General features: G+C 32.4%; 19 protein-coding genes and 1 pseudogene. 14 read left to right on the forward strand and 6 right to left on the reverse strand.

All coding sequences use genetic code 11. The features are described from left to right. Nucleotides 1-11: 11 nt before the first annotated feature. A complete protein-coding gene (locus KW502_RS03985; RefSeq protein WP_219039243.1) occupies nucleotides 12-734 on the reverse strand; it encodes a TrmH family RNA methyltransferase in 723 nt (240 codons plus the stop codon). Nucleotides 735-768: 34 nt separating this feature from the next. Between KW502_RS03985 and tamL the strand changes: the two genes are divergently transcribed. Genes tamL through accD form a run of 3 tightly spaced genes read left to right on the forward strand, consistent with a single transcriptional unit; the run spans nucleotide 769 to nucleotide 5,361 of the window. Continuing rightward, complete coding sequence (gene tamL / locus KW502_RS03990) at nucleotides 769-3,342, forward strand: translocation and assembly module lipoprotein TamL (protein WP_219039244.1); 2,574 nt, start codon at nucleotides 769-771, stop codon at nucleotides 3,340-3,342. Between the two features lie 50 nt (nucleotides 3,343-3,392). Further along, nucleotides 3,393-4,460: a class II fructose-bisphosphate aldolase gene (gene fbaA, locus KW502_RS03995; RefSeq protein WP_219039245.1), complete on the forward strand. Its 1,068-nt coding sequence runs from the start codon at nucleotides 3,393-3,395 to the stop codon at nucleotides 4,458-4,460. A 43-nt stretch (nucleotides 4,461-4,503) separates the two neighbouring features. Continuing rightward, nucleotides 4,504-5,361 (forward strand): acetyl-CoA carboxylase, carboxyltransferase subunit beta, encoded by an 858-nt coding sequence (accD, locus tag KW502_RS04000; RefSeq protein ID WP_219039246.1) that lies wholly within the window; start codon nucleotides 4,504-4,506, stop codon nucleotides 5,359-5,361. Between the two features lie 34 nt (nucleotides 5,362-5,395). Here the strand turns inward: accD and KW502_RS04005 are convergent, their stop codons facing one another. The 4 genes from KW502_RS04005 to KW502_RS04020 all read right to left on the reverse strand — a co-directional run bounded on the left by KW502_RS04005 (nucleotide 5,396) and on the right by KW502_RS04020 (nucleotide 7,498). Continuing rightward, a complete protein-coding gene (locus KW502_RS04005) occupies nucleotides 5,396-6,226 on the reverse strand; it encodes a T9SS type A sorting domain-containing protein (RefSeq protein ID WP_219039247.1) in 831 nt (276 codons plus the stop codon). An 11-nt stretch (nucleotides 6,227-6,237) separates the two neighbouring features. Further along, nucleotides 6,238-6,480: a T9SS type A sorting domain-containing protein gene (locus KW502_RS04010; protein WP_219039248.1), complete on the reverse strand. Its 243-nt coding sequence runs from the start codon at nucleotides 6,478-6,480 to the stop codon at nucleotides 6,238-6,240. Nucleotides 6,481-6,798: 318 nt separating this feature from the next. Continuing rightward, nucleotides 6,799-6,966 (reverse strand): hypothetical protein, encoded by a 168-nt coding sequence (locus tag KW502_RS04015; RefSeq protein ID WP_219039249.1) that lies wholly within the window; start codon nucleotides 6,964-6,966, stop codon nucleotides 6,799-6,801. A gap of 25 nt (nucleotides 6,967-6,991) precedes the next feature. Continuing rightward, nucleotides 6,992-7,498, reverse strand: a complete 507-nt coding sequence (locus tag KW502_RS04020) for a hypothetical protein (RefSeq protein WP_219039250.1) — start codon at nucleotides 7,496-7,498, stop codon at nucleotides 6,992-6,994. 159 nt (nucleotides 7,499-7,657) lie between these two features. Here KW502_RS04020 and KW502_RS15360 point away from each other — a divergent pair. The 11 genes and pseudogenes from KW502_RS15360 to KW502_RS04070 all read left to right on the forward strand — a co-directional run. Next, nucleotides 7,658-7,759: pseudogene (locus KW502_RS15360) on the forward strand (acetyl-CoA carboxylase, carboxyltransferase subunit beta); the annotation flags it as partial. 102 nt (nucleotides 7,760-7,861) lie between these two features. Beyond that, nucleotides 7,862-8,131, forward strand: coding sequence for a 30S ribosomal protein S15 (gene rpsO / locus KW502_RS04025; RefSeq protein ID WP_219039251.1), 270 nt, complete (start codon nucleotides 7,862-7,864; stop codon nucleotides 8,129-8,131). A gap of 154 nt (nucleotides 8,132-8,285) precedes the next feature. After that, entirely contained in the window at nucleotides 8,286-10,442 is a 2,157-nt protein-coding gene (locus KW502_RS04030) for a polyribonucleotide nucleotidyltransferase (protein WP_219039252.1), read from the forward strand. A 307-nt stretch (nucleotides 10,443-10,749) separates the two neighbouring features. Beyond that, a complete protein-coding gene (proC, locus tag KW502_RS04035; protein WP_219039253.1) occupies nucleotides 10,750-11,553 on the forward strand; it encodes a pyrroline-5-carboxylate reductase in 804 nt (267 codons plus the stop codon). 21 nt (nucleotides 11,554-11,574) lie between these two features. Continuing rightward, entirely contained in the window at nucleotides 11,575-12,351 is a 777-nt protein-coding gene (gene proB / locus KW502_RS04040) for a glutamate 5-kinase (protein WP_219039254.1), read from the forward strand. Between the two features lie 28 nt (nucleotides 12,352-12,379). Continuing rightward, nucleotides 12,380-13,579, forward strand: coding sequence for a glutamate-5-semialdehyde dehydrogenase (locus tag KW502_RS04045; protein ID WP_219039255.1), 1,200 nt, complete (start codon nucleotides 12,380-12,382; stop codon nucleotides 13,577-13,579). A 143-nt stretch (nucleotides 13,580-13,722) separates the two neighbouring features. Beyond that, nucleotides 13,723-14,586 (forward strand): sigma-70 family RNA polymerase sigma factor, encoded by an 864-nt coding sequence (locus KW502_RS04050; protein ID WP_219039256.1) that lies wholly within the window; start codon nucleotides 13,723-13,725, stop codon nucleotides 14,584-14,586. Nucleotides 14,587-14,744: 158 nt separating this feature from the next. Further along, nucleotides 14,745-15,149 carry a BLUF domain-containing protein gene (locus KW502_RS04055; protein ID WP_219039257.1) on the forward strand — a complete coding sequence of 135 codons (405 nt, stop codon included), beginning with the start codon at nucleotides 14,745-14,747 and terminating at the stop codon, nucleotides 15,147-15,149. Nucleotides 15,150-15,203: 54 nt separating this feature from the next. Then, on the forward strand, nucleotides 15,204-15,863 hold the full coding sequence (rpe, locus tag KW502_RS04060) for a ribulose-phosphate 3-epimerase (RefSeq protein ID WP_219039258.1): 660 nt from the start codon (nucleotides 15,204-15,206) through the stop codon (nucleotides 15,861-15,863). Nucleotides 15,864-15,876: 13 nt separating this feature from the next. Continuing rightward, entirely contained in the window at nucleotides 15,877-16,836 is a 960-nt protein-coding gene (locus KW502_RS04065) for a YpdA family putative bacillithiol disulfide reductase (protein WP_219039259.1), read from the forward strand. Between the two features lie 10 nt (nucleotides 16,837-16,846). Next, a complete protein-coding gene (locus tag KW502_RS04070) occupies nucleotides 16,847-17,593 on the forward strand; it encodes an NYN domain-containing protein (protein WP_219039260.1) in 747 nt (248 codons plus the stop codon). Here the strand turns inward: KW502_RS04070 and KW502_RS04075 are convergent. After that, nucleotides 17,590-18,351 carry a zinc-dependent peptidase gene (locus KW502_RS04075; protein WP_219039261.1) on the reverse strand — a complete coding sequence of 254 codons (762 nt, stop codon included), beginning with the start codon at nucleotides 18,349-18,351 and terminating at the stop codon, nucleotides 17,590-17,592. The genes KW502_RS04070 and KW502_RS04075 overlap by 4 nt on opposite strands. Between the last annotated feature and the right edge of the window lie 168 nt (nucleotides 18,352-18,519).

Raw genomic sequence — 18,519 nt, forward strand, 5'->3', positions numbered from 1 at the left:
AAATGACTTAATTACCTACGTTTAAATTCACTTAGCAAAATTGAAGTTGCCATAGCAACATTTAAACTCTCGGTGTTTTTAACTGCTCCAAACTGAGGAATGGCTATTTTGCGATTGGTTATTTTTTCAATCTCACTAGAAATCCCGTTAGCTTCATTTCCTAATACTAAAATTCCTTCTCTATCTAAACTAGAATTATATACATTTTCTCCTTCCATAAAAGTTCCATAAATAGGTAAATTTAATCTAGGGAGTTCTTCGGCTAAATCTGTATAAATCACTTCTACTCTAGCGATAGAACCCATAGTTGCTTGTATTACTTTTTCATTATAACAGTCTACGGTATCTAATGAACATACGAGTTGTTTTACTCCAAACCAATCACAAAGTCTAATAATTGTTCCTAAATTACCAGGATCTCTCACCCCATCTAACGCTACTATAAAATTCTCTATTATTCTTGGTTTTTTCTGCGGAATTTTAAACAAAGCCAATGCAGTTTGCGGAGTAGATAGCTTGGTAATTTTCTTTAACTCATTCGCTTCAAGAAGTTGCATTTTATTGTTCTGCGTAAAAAAAATATCGGTTTCAGAGAACAAACATTCCAACTCAAAATTAGAATTCAAAAGTTCTTTTACCACTTTTATACCTTCTGCTACAAACAATCCATTTTTTTGTCTATATTTTTTTTGAGATAGGCTGTTTATTAACTTTATTTGGCCTTTGCTAAGCATAAAATGACGTATTTTTGAAATTTAATTTTTTTATTTGAAACCTTTCACCACAAAAATATCATTTATTCTTTTCACGCTGCTTATTATTTCATGTAATGCAGTAAAAAAGGTGCCAGATGATGAACATTTGCTTACCGATAATAAAATTTTCGTGGATAGCATTGAGATTAATAAAAGACAAATTTACGACCAGCTTTACCAAGAGCCTAATGTAAAATTACCTCTATTAGGATTGCCTTTAAAACTTCTTATTTACAATGCTGCCAACTCAAACCCAGATACCACATTTTACGACTGGCTTCATAGAAAACCAAAACGAGAAAAAAGACTTATTAATTGGCTTTCAAAAAAACAGGTTGAAAAAGTAGGACAATCTTATGTTGGCTTTCATGAATTTTTGCAAGAAACCGGAGAAGCGCCTGTTATTCTAAATAAAGAAAAAACAGAACGTTCTGCCTCAAGATTAGAAGCTTGGTACTGGAATCATGGTTGGTTTAATGCCAAGGCTGATTATAAAATTATTAAGAAAAAAAACAAAAGAGCAAAGGTTAATTATTTTATCACTCCAAACCAAGCCTATATTTTAGACTCTATCTCCAGAAGAATAGCTTCACCCCAAGCAGATTCTGTATATCAAAATCACAAAGAAGAGTCGCTAATTATTTCAGGAGAAAAATTTGAAACTAATAAATTTAATGCAGAGCGAGAGCGAATCACATCTCTTTTTAGAAATAATGGTTTTTATCATTTTGAACAAGAATATATCAGTTTTGATGCAGACACAATAAGCACTAATAACAAAGCTAATATTGAACTTGTAATTGCCAATCGTGAAATTAAAAAGGAAGACAGCACTTACACTGTTCCTTACCGCAAACATTACATTAGTGATGTGAACGTTTTTACAGATTATAATTACACCAACAAGAACAAATCAGTAACAGATTCTGCTAATTACAAAAAATATACACTCTATAGTTTTGACAAACTAAAATATAAGCCGAAAGCAGTAGTAGATGCTATTTTTATTAAAAAAGGAGAAGTTTATAAAGACAGAGACCGATCTCTTACTTATAAGAGAATGCAACAATTAGGCATATTTAAATACCCAGATATTCAATACATGCCAGATCCTAGAGACTCTACAGGAACTCAATTAATTTCAAATATATTTTTAACGCCAAAAGAAAAGTTTGGAGTTGACTTTAATTTTGATGTTTCAAGAAGTAACATTCAAGACTTTGGGATTGGTTTTGGAGGTTCACTTTTAATTAGAAATATTTTTAGAGGCGCAGAAACTTTAGAAATTGGTGGCCGTGGGAGTGTAGGCTCTTCTAGAGATGCCGCTAAAAGTGAAGATAATTTTTTTAATATTTCAGAAATTGGAGCAGATGTAAAATTATCATTTCCTAAAATTGCATTTCCTATCAACACAAGTGGAATAATCCCAAAATACATGTTTCCCTTTACCACCATTAGCGCAGGGATAAGTACACAGCAAAATATAGGTTTAGACAAAAGAAATCTTACTGGTAAATTTAATTATCGGTGGTACCCTAATGAAGAGCTAACACACAAACTAGATTTAATAGATTTACAGTATGTTAGAAACCTAAACAGAGGAAATTATTTTAACGTTTATCGAAATTCTTATAATAGATTAAACACTATTGCTCAAGATAATTTTAACCAAATTGATCCCACTTATTTCTATGAAGATGCCAGTATTAGTGATGATAATTTACCTAACTTAAAAATACCCGAAGGCACACAAGCTTTTATAAATGAAGTAAACAATAATAACTATAATTTATCTTCAGAAGAAAATCGCATTACTCGTAATATAATTGAACGAAGAGACAGGTTAACACAAAATAACCTCATTTTGGCTTCAAATTTCAGTTATATTAAAAATACAAGAGAAAATATTTATGATCAAGAATTCACACAGTTTAGATTTAGGGTTGAAGCTGCGGGAAACTCTCTTTACCTTCTAGCTTCTTTATCAAATTTAAATAAAAACTCTAACGGTAATTATAATGTATCTAATGTAGAATTTTCTCAATATGGCAAAGTTGAAACCGACTTCATTAAACATTGGGACCTAGGCCAACAAAATATCTTTGCTATTAGAGCTTTAGGAGGCGTTGCCATTCCATATCTAAACTCTAAGGATATCCCTTTTGCGAGAAGTTTTTTTGCAGGCGGAGCAAACGACAATAGAGGTTGGCAAGCTTACGATTTAGGCCCAGGAAGCTCTGGAGGCATAAATGAATTTAATGAAGCAAACATGAAAATAACGCTAAATGCCGAATATAGATTTAATCTTTTCGGACAATTAAATAGCGCTTTATTTATAGATGCAGGAAATATTTGGAACACACTAGACAATGTTGAAGACGAACGTATGACCTTTACTAAATTTTCAGATTTAAAAAAAATTGCCGTAAGCTCTGGTGTAGGATTAAGGTATGATTTAAGCTTTTTTGTAATTAGATTAGATTTAGGTTTTAAAACATACAACCCTGCGTTTGACAAACAAAAATGGTTTCAACAATACAACTTTTCAAATGCAGTTTATAATGTTGGAATTAATTATCCCTTCTAACCCATTTTATTTTATTAATTTTGTAAATCGTTTAATTTAAAAACTTATTCATGAGTCACAATATTAAGCCTGGTGTTGCAACGGGTAAAGAAGTACAAGAAATTTTTAATCACGCTAAAGAAAATGGTTACGCATTACCAGCAGTGAATGTAGTTGGTTCAAACACCATAAATGCCGTATTAGAAACAGCTGCAGATTTAAACTCTCCAGTTATTCTTCAATTCTCTAACGGAGGTTCTGTTTTTAATGCTGGTAAAGGACTCTCTAACGAAAATCAACAAGCCGCTATTCTTGGTGGCGTAGCAGGTGCTAAACACGTACACGATCTAGCTAAAGCTTACGGCGCTACGGTTATTCTACATACTGACCACTGTGCAAAAAAATTATTACCTTGGATAGACGGGTTATTAGATGCAGGTGAAAAATTTTACAAAGAGCACGGTAAACCATTATACAGCTCTCACATGATAGATTTAAGTGAAGAATCACTTGAAGAAAATATGGAAATTTGTAAAAAATACTTAGCTCGAATGAGCAAAATGGGTATGACTTTAGAAATAGAATTAGGTATTACTGGAGGTGAAGAAGATGGCGTAGATAATAGCGATGTAGATTCTTCTAAACTATATACTCAACCAGAAGAAGTTGCTTATGCTTACGAAGAATTAAGTAAGATAAGTGATCAATTTACAATTGCAGCGGCATTTGGTAATGTTCATGGTGTTTACAAACCAGGAAACGTAAAATTAACGCCAAAAATCCTTAAAAACTCTCAAGAATATATTACTAAAAATTACGGAGTTGAAGAAAATCATATTGACTTTGTTTTTCACGGAGGAAGTGGTTCTACCGTAGAAGAAATTAGAGAAGCTATCGGGTACGGAGTAATTAAAATGAATATTGATACAGATTTACAATATGCTTTCGCAGAAGGAGTTCGTGACTATGTTCTAGAAAACAAAGATTACTTAGCTACACAAATTGGTAACCCTGAAGGTGAAGATGTGCCTAATAAAAAATATTACGATCCAAGAAAATGGCTAAGAGAAGGTGAAATCACTTTCAAAAATAGACTTAAAAAAGCTTTTGAAGACTTAAATAATATTGATAGTCTTTAGTTGAAAGCAACCCTAAACCTCATATTGATCCAAATAACTATTTATGGCTTGGTTTAAAAGAACTAAAAAAGGAATTCAAACCGCTACGGAAGACAAAAAAGATGTCCCTAAAGGTCTTTGGTATAAATCACCTACTGGAAAAATAGTTGACGCAGAGCAACTAGAAAAAAACTTTTATGTAAGTCCGGAAGATGGTTACCACGTAAGAATTGGTAGCGAAGAGTATTTTGACATACTTTTTGATGATAAAAAATACAAAGAGTTAGATAAAAATTTAACGGCTAAAGATCCGCTTAAGTTTGAAGACACTAAAAAATATCCAGATCGCTTAAAAGAAGCTCAAGAAAAAACTGGGCTCAAAGATGCGATTAGAACTGGTGTAGGTCAATCTAAAGGCAAAGACCTTGTTGTCGTTTGTATGGACTTTAGGTTTGTAGGAGGTTCAATGGGCTCTGTCGTAGGAGAAAAAATTGCTCGTGCTGCAGATTATTGCATCGAGCATAAAACTCCTTTAATGATTATATCTAAATCTGGAGGAGCAAGAATGCAAGAAGCGGTTTACTCGTTAATGCAAATGGCTAAAACCTCTGTAAAATTGGCACAATTAGCAGAAGCTAAATTACCTTACATCTCTTTATGTACAGACCCAACTACTGGTGGTACTACAGCCTCTTTTGCCATGTTAGGAGATATTAATATCTCAGAACCCGGCGCTTTAATTGGTTTTGCGGGTCCACGTGTAGTTAAAGACACTACTGGTAAAGATCTACCAGAAGGTTTTCAACGTTCAGAGTTTTTACTAGAACACGGCTTTTTAGATTTCATTACGCAGAGAAAAGAACTAAAAAATAAAGTAAATTTATATTTAGATCTTATTTTAAATCAACAAATAAGAGCATAAAAAAAGCGACCAATTGGTCGCTTTTTTTTTATAGTTATCTTTTAATAATTCGCTGAACACTTTCTCCTCTATTACTTTTTACATTTATAAAATAAACTCCAGTAGATAGGTTAGAAATATCATAAGCTTGTTGTGAGGCAAAATGTGCCACTTCTTTTCCTTTAATTGAAAATACATATATACTTTCTATTTCTTCTGAAGTTTTTATTCGAAAAGCATCTTTTACAGGGTTAGGATATAAAGAAACATCTAGTTTATTAAAATCATTAACTCTTAAATTACAGTCACCTGAAAAATTACTGCTTCCAGAAATTGACCAATTAGAATAAATTCCCTGTTGGTTCTGTGCATCTAAAGGATTTGTTACTTCAAAACAGACACTAGAATCTGATTCCTCACCATATTTCTCAACATTTACTAATAAATCATTAAGCTGAGTGTCACTTCCTTTTAAATTGATCTTTTTAAGTTTCCAAACATCTATTGCTTGAATAACTTGAAGACTAGGATTGTTCGTAAGTATAACCTCTTCTACATTTAAAGTTATAGCATCACCACCACTATCCATATAGAGTTCTTCCAAACTATCAACCTGACTCAAATCTAATACTGCATCTGAAACATCTAAGATCTTTAACGATCCAAAGGCTTCTATTCCTGATAAATCTGTAATATTTCTATTACTCAAATCTAAACTCAGTACACTTGTTATATCACTTATTAACACCTGCCCGTTTATAATTTGATCTGAATCTATCCCTAAATCAATCAAGCCTTGTTCAAAATTTTGATCGGGGATATTGATGGTTTGTGCTGTAATCCCTAAACAAAAGAAAAAGCTTAAAATGTTTATATATGTTTTCATAACGTATTGTTTTATTGAATTACTAAATTTTTGGTGGCTACAATTTCTCCATTACATTTTAGTGCAACTACATAAGTACCCGTAGGGTATACAGAAACATCTATGTTTACTGAAGTTGCATTTATATCTAGAATATAATTATTACTAATTGCGGTTTGGGTAGAGGTAATACTCATATAGCCTGATGTTGCTCCATTTATTTGATAATTAATGATCACATTATTTATTGCCGGGTAGGGGCTTATGCTTTGCAATTTATAAGGGCTAAATGCAATTATGCCGGTATAATCTTTATACCCATCTGCCTCTGCTATAATTTCTTACTTATAGGTTTTTGCTATAGCACTGTTAAGCGTAAGTTGCTCTCCCGAATGCATTAGGTTTCCCTCTTAATCATACCAATTATAGGTAGCAGGCTCATTAATTGAGGTTGCCTGTAACACATAAGTTTGATTTGAAGCATTATTTAACTGGCTTCCTTGTGCCATAAACATATCTCTGTTAAACCTTGGCGTAATTTCATAAGTTTCTCCATAGTAGTTAGTAATGGCACCTATATAAGTTTGGTTTTGCTAATCTACTCCATCACTGAAATTTGTAAAATCATCTCTAAAATTTGATGCCGCGTTGGTATCTACTACTCTATCTCCCGCACAAGGTGCATTATAATCTAGACTGGCATCGTAACGTGTAACGTGCTCACAATAATAGGTATGAGTTAGTCCAAATATATGACCCATTTCATGACCAATAATACCTGTGCCATTAAAAAAAAGAATTTATATTTATAGTAGTCATTGCATACGAAGGACTTGCCTGTCCATTAAAACTTCCTTGTACTAAGTATATGTTAACAGCATTAAGGTTCATTAAATCTGGATCGTTACTATTATTCTCAACATGAGTATCTAATCTAAAGCGATCATTCACTGGTATATTATAATAATAGTCATCATTAATAAAGTTAACACCTATTAAGTTAAAACATATATTTGCCAAAGAAAAATCATTATTTAGTTGATTAATCGCTTGCAAAATTTGCTCGCCATTATAATCTTTATCGTTAGTTCCATCACTTCTATTTACTATCCAAACTTGAAGATTAAAGCTAGCAGAAGGAAATGCGTCTAAATCACTTTGAAGTATAGAGGCTGTAAAACCTGGGGCAGGATTACATGAAGAGTTATTTTTAGATAAAGTTAACTGATTACTAACTCCACAATCACAATCAAGTGATTGCCCAAAAATTAAACAACAAAATAATGTAAACACAAGAAAGAAAACTCGTGTTACCCTACTGTGTTGGTTGGTTGGTAAAGTTGTTTCATAATACTCGATTTTAATTGCTTAGATTTAAAATAATTACAACTAAAATACTAAAAAAAAGCACATTTAACATAAAAAGCAATTAAAACCCGATGAGATTACTAAAAAAAACACGGTTTCCTAGATTTTATCACCCCAAGAAAAGAACTAAAAAATAAAGTAAATTTATATTTAGATCTTATTTTAAATCAACCACTTAGATCTTAAAATTATTTTTATTATTATAGATTAAAAATAAAAATAAAAATATATCTTTGCCGTTCGATAGAAATGCTATCGATACATAATAATCATTGAAATAATATTGGAATGTATTTAACAAAAGAAGAGAAAGAACAATTGTTCGAAAAACACGGTAAAGGTAAAAACGATACCGGTTCAACAGAAGGTCAGATTGCATTATTCACTAAAAGAATTGCTTATATTTCTGATCATTTAAAAACAAACAGAAAAGATTACAATTCTGAACGCTCACTAGTAATGCTAGTAGGTAAAAGAAGAAGTTTACTTGATTACTTAATGAAAAAAGATATTATAAGATATCGTGAAATCATTAAAGAGTTAGGGTTAAGAAAATAAATATCAAAAGGGGCTTTACGCCCCTTTTTTTTATAGAATAAATTGTCACCCAAACAAAGATTTGGGTAGTTTTTCATTGGTCTATCAACACACAACAACACAACCCAGACCGTCTGGTAAGACGGAAGACCATTGTTTAATAAAACAAAAATTTATGATTCCAAAAACATTTAAAGAGGTTATCGATTTAGGAGATGGAAGAGAAATCTCTATCGAAACCGGTAAATTAGCAAAACAAGCACACGGTTCTGTGGTTGTACAATCAGGAAAGTGTATGTTACTTTGTACTATAGTATCTAACTATAAGCAAAGTGATGTAGATTTTTTACCATTAACAGTAGATTATAGAGAAAAATTTGCTGCCGCTGGTCGTTACCCTGGTGGTTTCTTCAAAAGAGAAGCAAGACCAAGTGATGGAGAAGTATTAACGATGCGTTTAGTAGATCGTGTACTTAGACCACTTTTCCCAAAAGATTATCACGCAGAAACTCAGGTTATGATTCAACTAATGTCTCATGACGAAGATGTAATGCCAGATGCTATGGCAGGATTAGCCGCTTCTGCAGCAATTCAGCTTTCTGACGCTCCTTTTGAGTGTCCTATTTCTGAAGCAAGAGTAGGTCGTGTAAACGGAGAATTTATCATTAATCCAACTCGTGCTCAATTATTAGAGTCTGATATTGATATGATGATTGGTGCTTCAGCAGATTCTGTGATGATGGTAGAAGGTGAAATGGATGAAATTTCTGAAGAAGAAATGACAGAAGCCATTAAATTTGCTCACGAAGCTATCAAAAAGCAATGTGAAGCTCAGGTAAAACTTGCGGAAGCTTTTGGCAAAAAAGAAGTTCGTGAATATGATGGTGAAAGAGAAAATGAAACGCTTCAGCTAAAAATTCACGAAATGGCATACGATAAAGTATATGCCGTAGCCAAAGCAGGTTCTTCTAAAAAAGAACGTTCTACTGCATTTGGTGAAATAAAAGAAGAAATTTTAAATAGTTTTTCTGAAGAAGAAAGAGCAGAAAATAGTGATTTAATTTCTAAGTATTATTCTAAAGCAGAAAAAGCTGCCGTAAGAGATTTAACTCTTAACGAAGGCTTACGTTTAGATGGTAGAAAGACAGATGAAATTAGACCTATTTGGTGTGAAGTAGATTACTTACCATCTGTTCACGGTTCTGCTATTTTCACCAGAGGAGAAACTCAAGCATTAGCTACAGTTACTCTTGGTACTTCTAGAGAAGCCAACCAAATAGATATGCCAAGTTACGAAGGTGAAGAGTCTTTTTACTTGCATTATAACTTCCCTCCTTTTTCAACAGGTGAGGCAAGACCTATTCGTGGTACATCTCGTAGAGAAGTAGGTCACGGTAACTTAGCCCAACGTGCTTTAAAAGGTATGATTCCTTCAGACTGTCCTTACACTGTTCGTGTAGTATCAGAAGTTTTAGAATCTAACGGTTCTTCTTCTATGGCTACAGTTTGTGCTGGTACTATGTCTTTAATGGATGCTGGTGTTCAATTAAAAAAACCAGTTTCAGGTATCGCAATGGGATTAATATCTGATGCTGATTCTGGAAAATATGCAGTATTATCTGATATTCTAGGTGATGAAGATCACTTGGGAGATATGGACTTTAAAGTTACAGGTACAGAAGACGGTATTACAGCTTGCCAGATGGATATTAAAGTAAAAGGTTTAAGCTACGAAATCTTAATCAAAGCTTTAAAACAAGCTAGAGAAGGTAGACTTCATATCTTAGAAAAACTTACCAGTACTATCGAAGCTCCTCGTAGAGACGTTAAAGGTCACGCACCTAAAATGGTTACACGTAGAATTCCTAATGAATTTATTGGAGCTATGATTGGACCAGGAGGAAAAGTAATTCAAGAGCTTCAAAAAGAAACAGGAACCACAATCGTTATTAACGAAGATCCTGTAACAGAAGAAGGTATCATTGAAATTTTAGGAACCGATCAAGAAGGTATTGATAAAGTAATTGCTAAAATTGATTCTGTTACTTTTAAACCTACCAAAGGAAGTGTTTATGAAGTTAAAGTAATTAAAATTTTAGATTTCGGTGCTGTTGTAGAATACGTAGATGCACCAGGAAACGAAGTTTTGCTACACATTTCTGAATTAGCTTGGGAACGCACCAATAATGTTACCGATGTCGTAAATATGGGTGATGTAATTGATGTTAAATACTTTGGCGTAGATCCTAAAACTAGAAAAGAAAAAGTTTCTAGAAAAGCATTAATGCCAAGACCTCCTAGAGAAGAAAAGAAAAAAGAAGATAACGAATAGAAATATTTTCTTTAGTCTCAAAAAACAAAAGCTCCGATAAAAACATCGGAGCTTTTTTTTATTTTAATATTTATTTAACTGACATACTAGCACTTTTGCCGCTTTGGCAGTCTTTAATTTTATATATTTTTTATACAAAATCAGATAACATAAATTATTTTACTAAAATAATGCCAAAGTATTAACTAAAACACTCATTAATTACTAATTTGCAGATGCCTGTAAATTTTCCAATATTATTGGAATTTCTGCATAGTACTTGCATCTTATAAAACAAATAAATACTTAACCAAGAAATTTAAAACAAATGAAAGTATTAGTAATTGGAGCAGGAAACATGGGATTAACATACGCCGAAGGGATGGTAAAATCTACCTTATTAGGTGAAAAAAATCTAAACATATTCGACACTGATCCAGAAAAAATAATCACTCTAAATGAAATTTCACACTTTGATGTTTTTGACAAACTAGAAGACTGCCTTCCACAAGCAGATTTAGTATTTATTGCAGTTAAACCATATCATAGCGACGAGCTTTTTGCTCAAATGAAACCTATGATTAACAACAACCAAATTTTTATTTCTTTAATGGCTGGTGTCACTATAGAGTCTATACAAGAAAGATTAGGTGCTGCTAAAATTGTAAGAACAATGCCTAATTTACCAGCACAGGTAGGTAAAGGTGTTACTTCTTACACAGAATCTGATAAGGTTTCTCGTATAGAGTTATTAGCGATTAGAAATTTATTAGACACCACTGGTAAATCTATTCATGTAGATACAGAAAAATTTATTGATGCCTCTACAGGAATTTCTGGAAGTGGTCCTGCATATGTATTTTATTTCATGAATTCTATGCTAGAAGCAGCTAAAAAAATGGGCTTTTCAGATAACGATTCAAAAGTATTAGTAAGCAATACGTTTGAAGGAGCTGTAGAACTTTTCAATAGAAACGATTTATCTCCACAAACCTGGATGAATAGAGTTGCCTCTAAAGGTGGTACTACTAGAGCTGCATTAGATTCTATGGATGATAATAATGTAAAAGACCTTATTAAAGAAGCTGCTTATGCTGCATTTGATAGAGCAGTAGAATTAGGAGAACAATAATTTATTCACTATAAATCAATTATGGACGAGGATACAAAAAGAGTTGTAATTAAAGTTGGGACTAATGTAATGACCAACAAAGACAACCGAATTTTAGGCCCTGTATTAAAAGAATTAGTAAGACAAATTTCAGAACTTTATGAAAGAGACATCATGACAGTGTTAGTCTCTTCAGGTTCATCTATTGCAGGACAAGAAATTCTTGGAGGCTGCAATATTCAAGACAAATCGATCAGAAGACAAATTTTTTCGGCGGTAGGTCAACCAAGAATGATGAGGCATTATTACAGCATCTTTCACGATTACGGAATGCGTTGTGCTCAGGTATTAGCAACAAAAAGAGATTTTGCTCCTGGTAAGCACAGAGAAAATATGATTAACTGCTACGAAGGTTTATTAGCTGAAGGGATTATACCTATCGCTAACGAAGATGATGCCGTATCGCTAACGATGTCTATGTTCTCAGACAATGATGAACTAGCAAGTTTAGTTGCCGAATTAATTAACGCAGATAAGTTAATCATACTTACCGATATTGAAGGTTTTTATACCGGACACCCAGAAGATGAAAACTCTAGAAAATTAACCGAAGTTAAAGTAGATCAGAACGTAGAGAAATACGTGCAATCTTCAGACAAAGGCGAAGGTGAAGGACGTGGCGGTATGAGTTCTAAATTAAAAATCGCTAAAGGCACTGCAAATAAAGACATTCCTACCTACATCGCAAATGGTAAACGACACAATGTGATAGTAGATATTATAGACGGAAAAGATGTAGGAACAAAGTTTACCAACTAAGTAAATTTTAACACTAAAAAGACTAAACATGGAATTATTAGATTCAACTATAAAAGATAAAGTTCTAGACTCAATGATGAAAATCATTGATAAAGAACGATCAACTATTATTGCTGAAAATAAAAAAGACCTAGAAGCATTTAATAAAGAAGATCAAGCTTTATACGATCGGCTAGTAGTTAACGAGACGAAAGTTAATGGTATGATCCAAGCTATCAAAGAAGTTAAAGAACAAGAAGATCCTGTAGCTAAACAAATATCTACAAGAACTTTAGATAGCGGTTTAGAGATTATCAACAAAACAGCACCGTTTGGCACCATTATGATTATTTACGAATCTAGACCAGACGTAACAATAGAAGCTGCTGTTTTGGCATTCAAGGCTAATAATAAAATTATACTGAAAGGTGGTAAAGAAGCTAAAAACAGTAATATTATTTTAGAAAAATGCTGGCACGAAGCACTTGCTGAAAACGGACTTGAAAAAGACTGGATTAAGCTAATGCATACCAACAGAACCGAAACGCAAGCATTTTTACAAAATCCGCCTGAGCAATTAGACCTTATAGTTCCCAGAGGTGGCGAGCGTTTAATTCAATTTGTAAAAGAAAATGCTAAATGTGCCGTGCTTATTAGCGGTAGAGGTAACAATTTTTTATATGTTGCTGAAGATGCAGATTGGGGAAAAGCTGTAAAAGTTATTATTAATGCTAAAACAGATAAAATTTCAGGTTGTAATGCTTTAGACAAAGTTTTAATCGATAAAAAAATCCCAAATTACGAAGCAAAACTAAAAGACCTTCAAACAGTTTTAAAAGACGCTAAAGTAAATATTCTTGTAGACGAAAAAGTTGGTAAAATTTTAACTGAAGAAGAAAAAATACCTAGCGAAGATACTTGGTATGAAGAATTTTTAGCGATGAAAATTGTTCTTTCTGAAGCCGATGGAATCGATGATGTTATTGAAAAAATAAATAAATATTCTGGCGGTCACTCAGCTTGTATCATTACTGAAGATAAACATAAAGCTGCTAAATTCATGGAACAAATTGATAGTGCTGCAGTTTACCATAACGCCTCTACCCGATTTACAGACGGCGGACAAATGGGTGTAGGTGCAGAACTAGCAATTAGTACAGATAAATTACACCACAGAGGTCCATTAGGGCTTAAACAATTAGTCACCAATAAGTACTACGTATATGGTGATGGACACGTAAGGGTTTAAATTCACTAAACTATTTTTACAGAGAAAGCTTTCATTAATTTGGAAGCTTTTTTATTTCATTAAAATTTCAAAAGTTTTGTAACCTTTTCACTAAAGCATACGTATAACCAGATATAACCTAAATTTTAATCTAGAGGTCGTAAATGAGACAACTTAAAATCACGAAGCAGGTAACCAATAGAGAAACCGCTTCGCTAGACAAGTATTTACAAGAAATTGGTAAAGTAGATTTAATTACTGCTGATGAAGAAGTAGAATTGGCACAACGTATTAAAGCTGGAGATGATAGAGCTTTAGAAAAATTAACTCAAGCCAATTTACGATTTGTGGTATCTGTATCTAAACAATACCAAAATCAAGGTTTAACTTTACCAGACCTAATTAACGAAGGTAATTTAGGGCTAATTAAAGCTGCAAAACGTTTTGATGAAACCAGAGGTTTTAAATTTATATCTTACGCCGTTTGGTGGATTAGACAATCCATCTTACAAGCTTTAGCAGAACAATCAAGAATTGTACGTTTACCATTAAACAAAATTGGTTCTATTAATAAAATAAATAAAACCTATGCTTTTCTAGAGCAATCTAACGAAAGACCCCCTAGTGCTGAAGAGATTGCTAAAGAACTAGACATGACAATTAATGAGGTCAAAGAATCTCTAAAAAATTCTGGTCGTCATATATCTATGGACGCCCCGCTAATCGAAGGTGAAGATTCTAACCTCTATGATGTACTTCGCTCCGGAGAATCTCCTAATCCAGATAAAGAATTACTACATGATTCACTTAAGACTGAAATAGAAAGGTCTTTAGAAACTTTAACTCCAAGAGAAGCAGATGTGATTCGCCTTTACTTTGGCTTAGGAGATCAACAACCTATGACTTTAGAAGAAATAGGAGAAACTTTCGATTTAACAAGAGAAAGAGTAAGACAAATAAAAGAAAAAGCTATTCGCAGATTAAAACATACTTCAAGGAGTAAAATTTTAAAAACCTATTTAGGTTAAATTTCGTAACTTTGATGATTACAAACAGTTTATTCATAACTGTTCGTTTTTTGATTGATGAATGAGACCCCGGCTGATTACCGGGGTTTTTCAATTATCTTATTAACTATTTTTTTTAACAATAAAAAATAAATTTTTAACTTACTCTAAAATTTAAAATGCGCTTAGCCATTTGTTATGTTAGCAACAGTAATCCAGAACTTTCTTATACAGATATATTAAAAATTTTATCTGTATCACAGAAAAAAAATATAGAGCAAGAAATTCACGGATTATTACTTTATTCAGACGGTAATTTTTTTCAAATCTTAGAAGGTTCCTGTGATATCATTCAATCTATTTGGAAAAACATAAGAAAAGACAAACGTCATTTTAGTATCATAAAAGTTTTTGAAACAGAAGTTACCACAAAACCCTTCGATGGCTATTTATGTGATTTTATTTCTGCAGAAGAAAAATACCAATACCATAACCTAAAGCAAGTTTTCGATCAGTTAAAATCTTTAGATGAAAAACCTCGTGAAGCAGCAGAAGAAATGCTGAAATTGTTTCTTAAATGCTAACCAGATTTTAATCCATAAATTCTTAGTATTTTTGTAATTCAACAAAAAATAAATATGAAAAAATTAATTGCTCCTTCTATTTTAGCCGCAGACTTTGCCAATCTACAACGTGATATTGAAATGGTAAATGAAAGTGATGCAGATTGGTTTCACATAGATATTATGGATGGCGTTTTTGTACCTAATATATCTTTTGGGATGCCAGTCTTAGAAGCTATTAATCGCCATGCAGGTAAAGTAATAGATGTACATTTAATGATAGTAGATCCTGATCGCTACATTAAAACTTTTGCGCAATTAGGCGCAGATATACTTACGGTACATTTTGAAGCTTGCACACATTTACATAGAACACTACAAGCTATTAAAGCAGAAGGGATGAGAGCTGGAGTTGCTATTAATCCGCATACCAATGTTGCACTTTTAGAAGATGTGATTAATGATATAGATTTAGTTTGTATCATGAGCGTTAATCCAGGTTTTGGGGGGCAAAGCTTTATAGAAAACACCTACAAAAAGACAAAGCAACTCAAAGAAATTATTCTTGATAATAATGCTGCTACCCAAATTGAAATTGATGGCGGAGTTACAAGTAAAAATGCTAAACAATTAGTAGATGCTGGAGCAGACGTTTTAGTAGCAGGAAGTTTTGTTTTTAAATCGCAAAACCCTAAAGAAACCATTATAGAGCTAAAAGAAATTGCAAACTCATAATTCCCAAAAAGATTTGTTAGACGTTGTTATTATTGGTGCAGGTCCTATAGGAATCGCCTGCGCAATCGAAGCACAAAAAAAAAACCTAACTTATATCGTGATTGAAAAAGGGCCGTTAGTAAATTCTCTTTATAACTACCCTACTAATATGACTTTTTTCTCTTCTTCAGAGAAATTAGAAATAGACGAAATTCCTTTTATTAGCAAAAGCGCCAAACCCAGCAAAGCTGAAGCGTTAGAATACTACCGGAGGATTGCTACTTCAAAAAAATTGGATATTCATTTATTTGAAAAAGTAAATTCTATTGAAAATAGTAATAATTCTTATCAGGTAAATACTAGTAAAAATAATTATTCGGCTAAAAATATAGTAGTCGCTACTGGTTTTTACGACATTCCTAATTATATGAATGTGGAGGGAGAAGATTTACCCAAATTGAATCATTATTACAAAGATCCACATTACTATTCTAATCAAGATGTGATTGTGGTAGGCGCTAGTAATTCTTCTGTAGATGCAGCTTTAGAGGTTTTTAGAAAAGGTGGTCGAGTAACTATGGTTGTACGAGGCGAAAACATAGGAGAACGCGTAAAGTATTGGGTAAGACCAGACATTATTAATCGTATTGAAGAAGGAAGTATAAAAGCATATTTCAACTCATGCATTTCAGAGGTTAGAGAAAATGAAGTAGACATAAAAGACAAAGACGGTAATTTAAAAACACTAAAAAACGATTTTGTATTAGCTTTAACTGGTTATCAACCTGACTTTAAATTTTTAGAAGAAATAGGAATTCAATTACAGGATAAAGAAAAGAAAATACCGCAATACAATCCACAAACCATGGAAACTAACTTAAAAGGAGTTTATCTAGCCGGAGTAATTTGCGGTGGCTTAGAAACCCACAAGTGGTTTATTGAAAATTCTCGTATTCACGCCAAGATGATTATGGAGAATATTTCTTGCAACTAAATTTTAAATTATGGAAAACAAGTTGGCAGTTTTAATAGATGGAGACAACATACCAGCAGCCTATATCACAGAAATGCTACAAGAAATTGCCAAATATGGCAACCCGACCATTAAACGTATTTATGGTGATTGGACTAAACCTCACCTTAATAAATGGAAAAACGTCTTGTTGCAAAATGCAGTAAACCCAATGCAGCAATACGCTTATACACAAGGTAAAAACGCTACAGATTCTGCGATGATTATCGATGCTATGGATATTTTATATTCAAATAAAGTAGATGGTTTTTGCTTGGTTTCTAGCGATAGCGATTTTACTAAATTAGCCACCAGACTTCGTGAAGCAGGTAAAAATGTAATTGGTATTGGCGAAAAGAAAACTCCAGAACCCTTTATTGTAGCTTGTGATAAGTTTATTTATATTGAAATTTTAAAGAATCAGAACAAAGAAATTGAAAGTAAAAGCTCTTCAAAAACTAAGGAAGACAAGAAAGACGATGTAGATAAAATTACCCCTAAAGTTATAAAATTAATTGCTTCTACTATTTCTGATGTTGCCGATGAAGATGGCTGGGCATTTTTAGGAGACGTAGGAAGTTTACTACAAAAGAAGCAACCTAATTTTGATTCTAGAAATTATGGTTTTCAAAAACTAACTCCTATGATTAATTCTATAGAAAAGTTTGAAATAGAATCGCGTGAAAACCAACACAACAACAATAAATTTAAACTTATCTATGTACGCAATAAAAATTAATAACCACCAAAATTGTAATTCAGCATTTCTCTTATTCTGCTATAAAATTCAGGGAACTTTTGTTTAAACTCCAAAGGGTTTTCTATAAAATATTCTACTAAAACTGCCAAAAATTCAAAACGATTAGTAAATGCATATGCTCTAAAGTATTTAGTAGCTTCTAATCGCTGTCTTATTTTATCATTTAACAAAAGCTTAGTCAAATTTTTAGAGCTATCTGCAAATATGGTCGCACTAATATCATTTTCTTTCATACTGTTTATTTGAATCACATGTATAAATTCATGTATCGCTAAATTTAAATTGTCTTTACCATCTGCAAAACCTTCTAAAAAATCTTTCCAAGAAAAAACTAAAGCTTTTAACCGCGGATTAAATTCGCCTTTATGATGAGTTTGATTAATGGTTGAATAATAAATATCTGGGTATACAAAAATTTTCTGTAAAGCTGGCAATAGAAACTCTCGCATTCCAAAGGTAAGCATCACTGCTGTGGAAGAAATATATAACTTTACCTGATTGTTAATCTCAAAACCACCTCGTCCTTCAAAAGATTTATCTTTCATAAACAAAACAACCCGATGCTGAAAAAAGTTTTTCTGCTTGGCGGTTAATCTATTATAAAAAATAAACTTATCTTTTATAAACCTTTCGCCTTGCCAAGATAATTTTTTTAACTTAAAATAAAAATGAATATAAGTAGGTTTATTGAAAAAATGTAAGTGAAGATGATCTAATAAAGAAATAAACAATACCAAACCAGCAAATAAAAAACACGATCATTAAAACTTAAATGAATAACCAACTAATATACTTAACTATTTATTATAAAATCAATCCTAAACCCGAAATTCACTAAACTAAACTATCTCACGGGTTCTAGTATAAAAACTTGTTTTTAATAAAAAAAAGACTTATTATAATCC

This window comes from Mesonia aestuariivivens, from assembly GCF_019311235.1.
Taxonomy (GTDB): Bacteria; Bacteroidota; Bacteroidia; order Flavobacteriales; family Flavobacteriaceae; genus Mesonia; species Mesonia aestuariivivens.

What these genes read in the sequence shown, in the direction of transcription:
- rpsO (WP_219039251.1), top strand. Translation starts at nt 7,862, where the DNA reads ATGTATTTAACAAAAGAAGAGAAAGAACAATTGTTCGAAAAACACGGT.
- proC (WP_219039253.1), top strand. Translation starts at nt 10,750, where the DNA reads ATGAAAGTATTAGTAATTGGAGCAGGAAACATGGGATTAACATACGCC.
- rpe (WP_219039258.1), top strand. Translation starts at nt 15,204, where the DNA reads ATGAAAAAATTAATTGCTCCTTCTATTTTAGCCGCAGACTTTGCCAAT.
- fbaA (WP_219039245.1), top strand. Translation starts at nt 3,393, where the DNA reads ATGAGTCACAATATTAAGCCTGGTGTTGCAACGGGTAAAGAAGTACAA.
- KW502_RS04015 (WP_219039249.1), bottom strand. Translation starts at nt 6,966, where the DNA reads ATGGGTCATATATTTGGACTAACTCATACCTATTATTGTGAGCACGTT.
- KW502_RS04005 (WP_219039247.1), bottom strand. Translation starts at nt 6,226, where the DNA reads ATGAAAACATATATAAACATTTTAAGCTTTTTCTTTTGTTTAGGGATT.
- KW502_RS03985 (WP_219039243.1), bottom strand. Translation starts at nt 734, where the DNA reads ATGCTTAGCAAAGGCCAAATAAAGTTAATAAACAGCCTATCTCAAAAA.
- accD (WP_219039246.1), top strand. Translation starts at nt 4,504, where the DNA reads ATGGCTTGGTTTAAAAGAACTAAAAAAGGAATTCAAACCGCTACGGAA.
- KW502_RS04045 (WP_219039255.1), top strand. Translation starts at nt 12,380, where the DNA reads ATGGAATTATTAGATTCAACTATAAAAGATAAAGTTCTAGACTCAATG.
- KW502_RS04055 (WP_219039257.1), top strand. Translation starts at nt 14,745, where the DNA reads ATGCGCTTAGCCATTTGTTATGTTAGCAACAGTAATCCAGAACTTTCT.
- KW502_RS04070 (WP_219039260.1), top strand. Translation starts at nt 16,847, where the DNA reads ATGGAAAACAAGTTGGCAGTTTTAATAGATGGAGACAACATACCAGCA.
- KW502_RS04030 (WP_219039252.1), top strand. Translation starts at nt 8,286, where the DNA reads ATGATTCCAAAAACATTTAAAGAGGTTATCGATTTAGGAGATGGAAGA.
- KW502_RS04050 (WP_219039256.1), top strand. Translation starts at nt 13,723, where the DNA reads ATGAGACAACTTAAAATCACGAAGCAGGTAACCAATAGAGAAACCGCT.
- proB (WP_219039254.1), top strand. Translation starts at nt 11,575, where the DNA reads ATGGACGAGGATACAAAAAGAGTTGTAATTAAAGTTGGGACTAATGTA.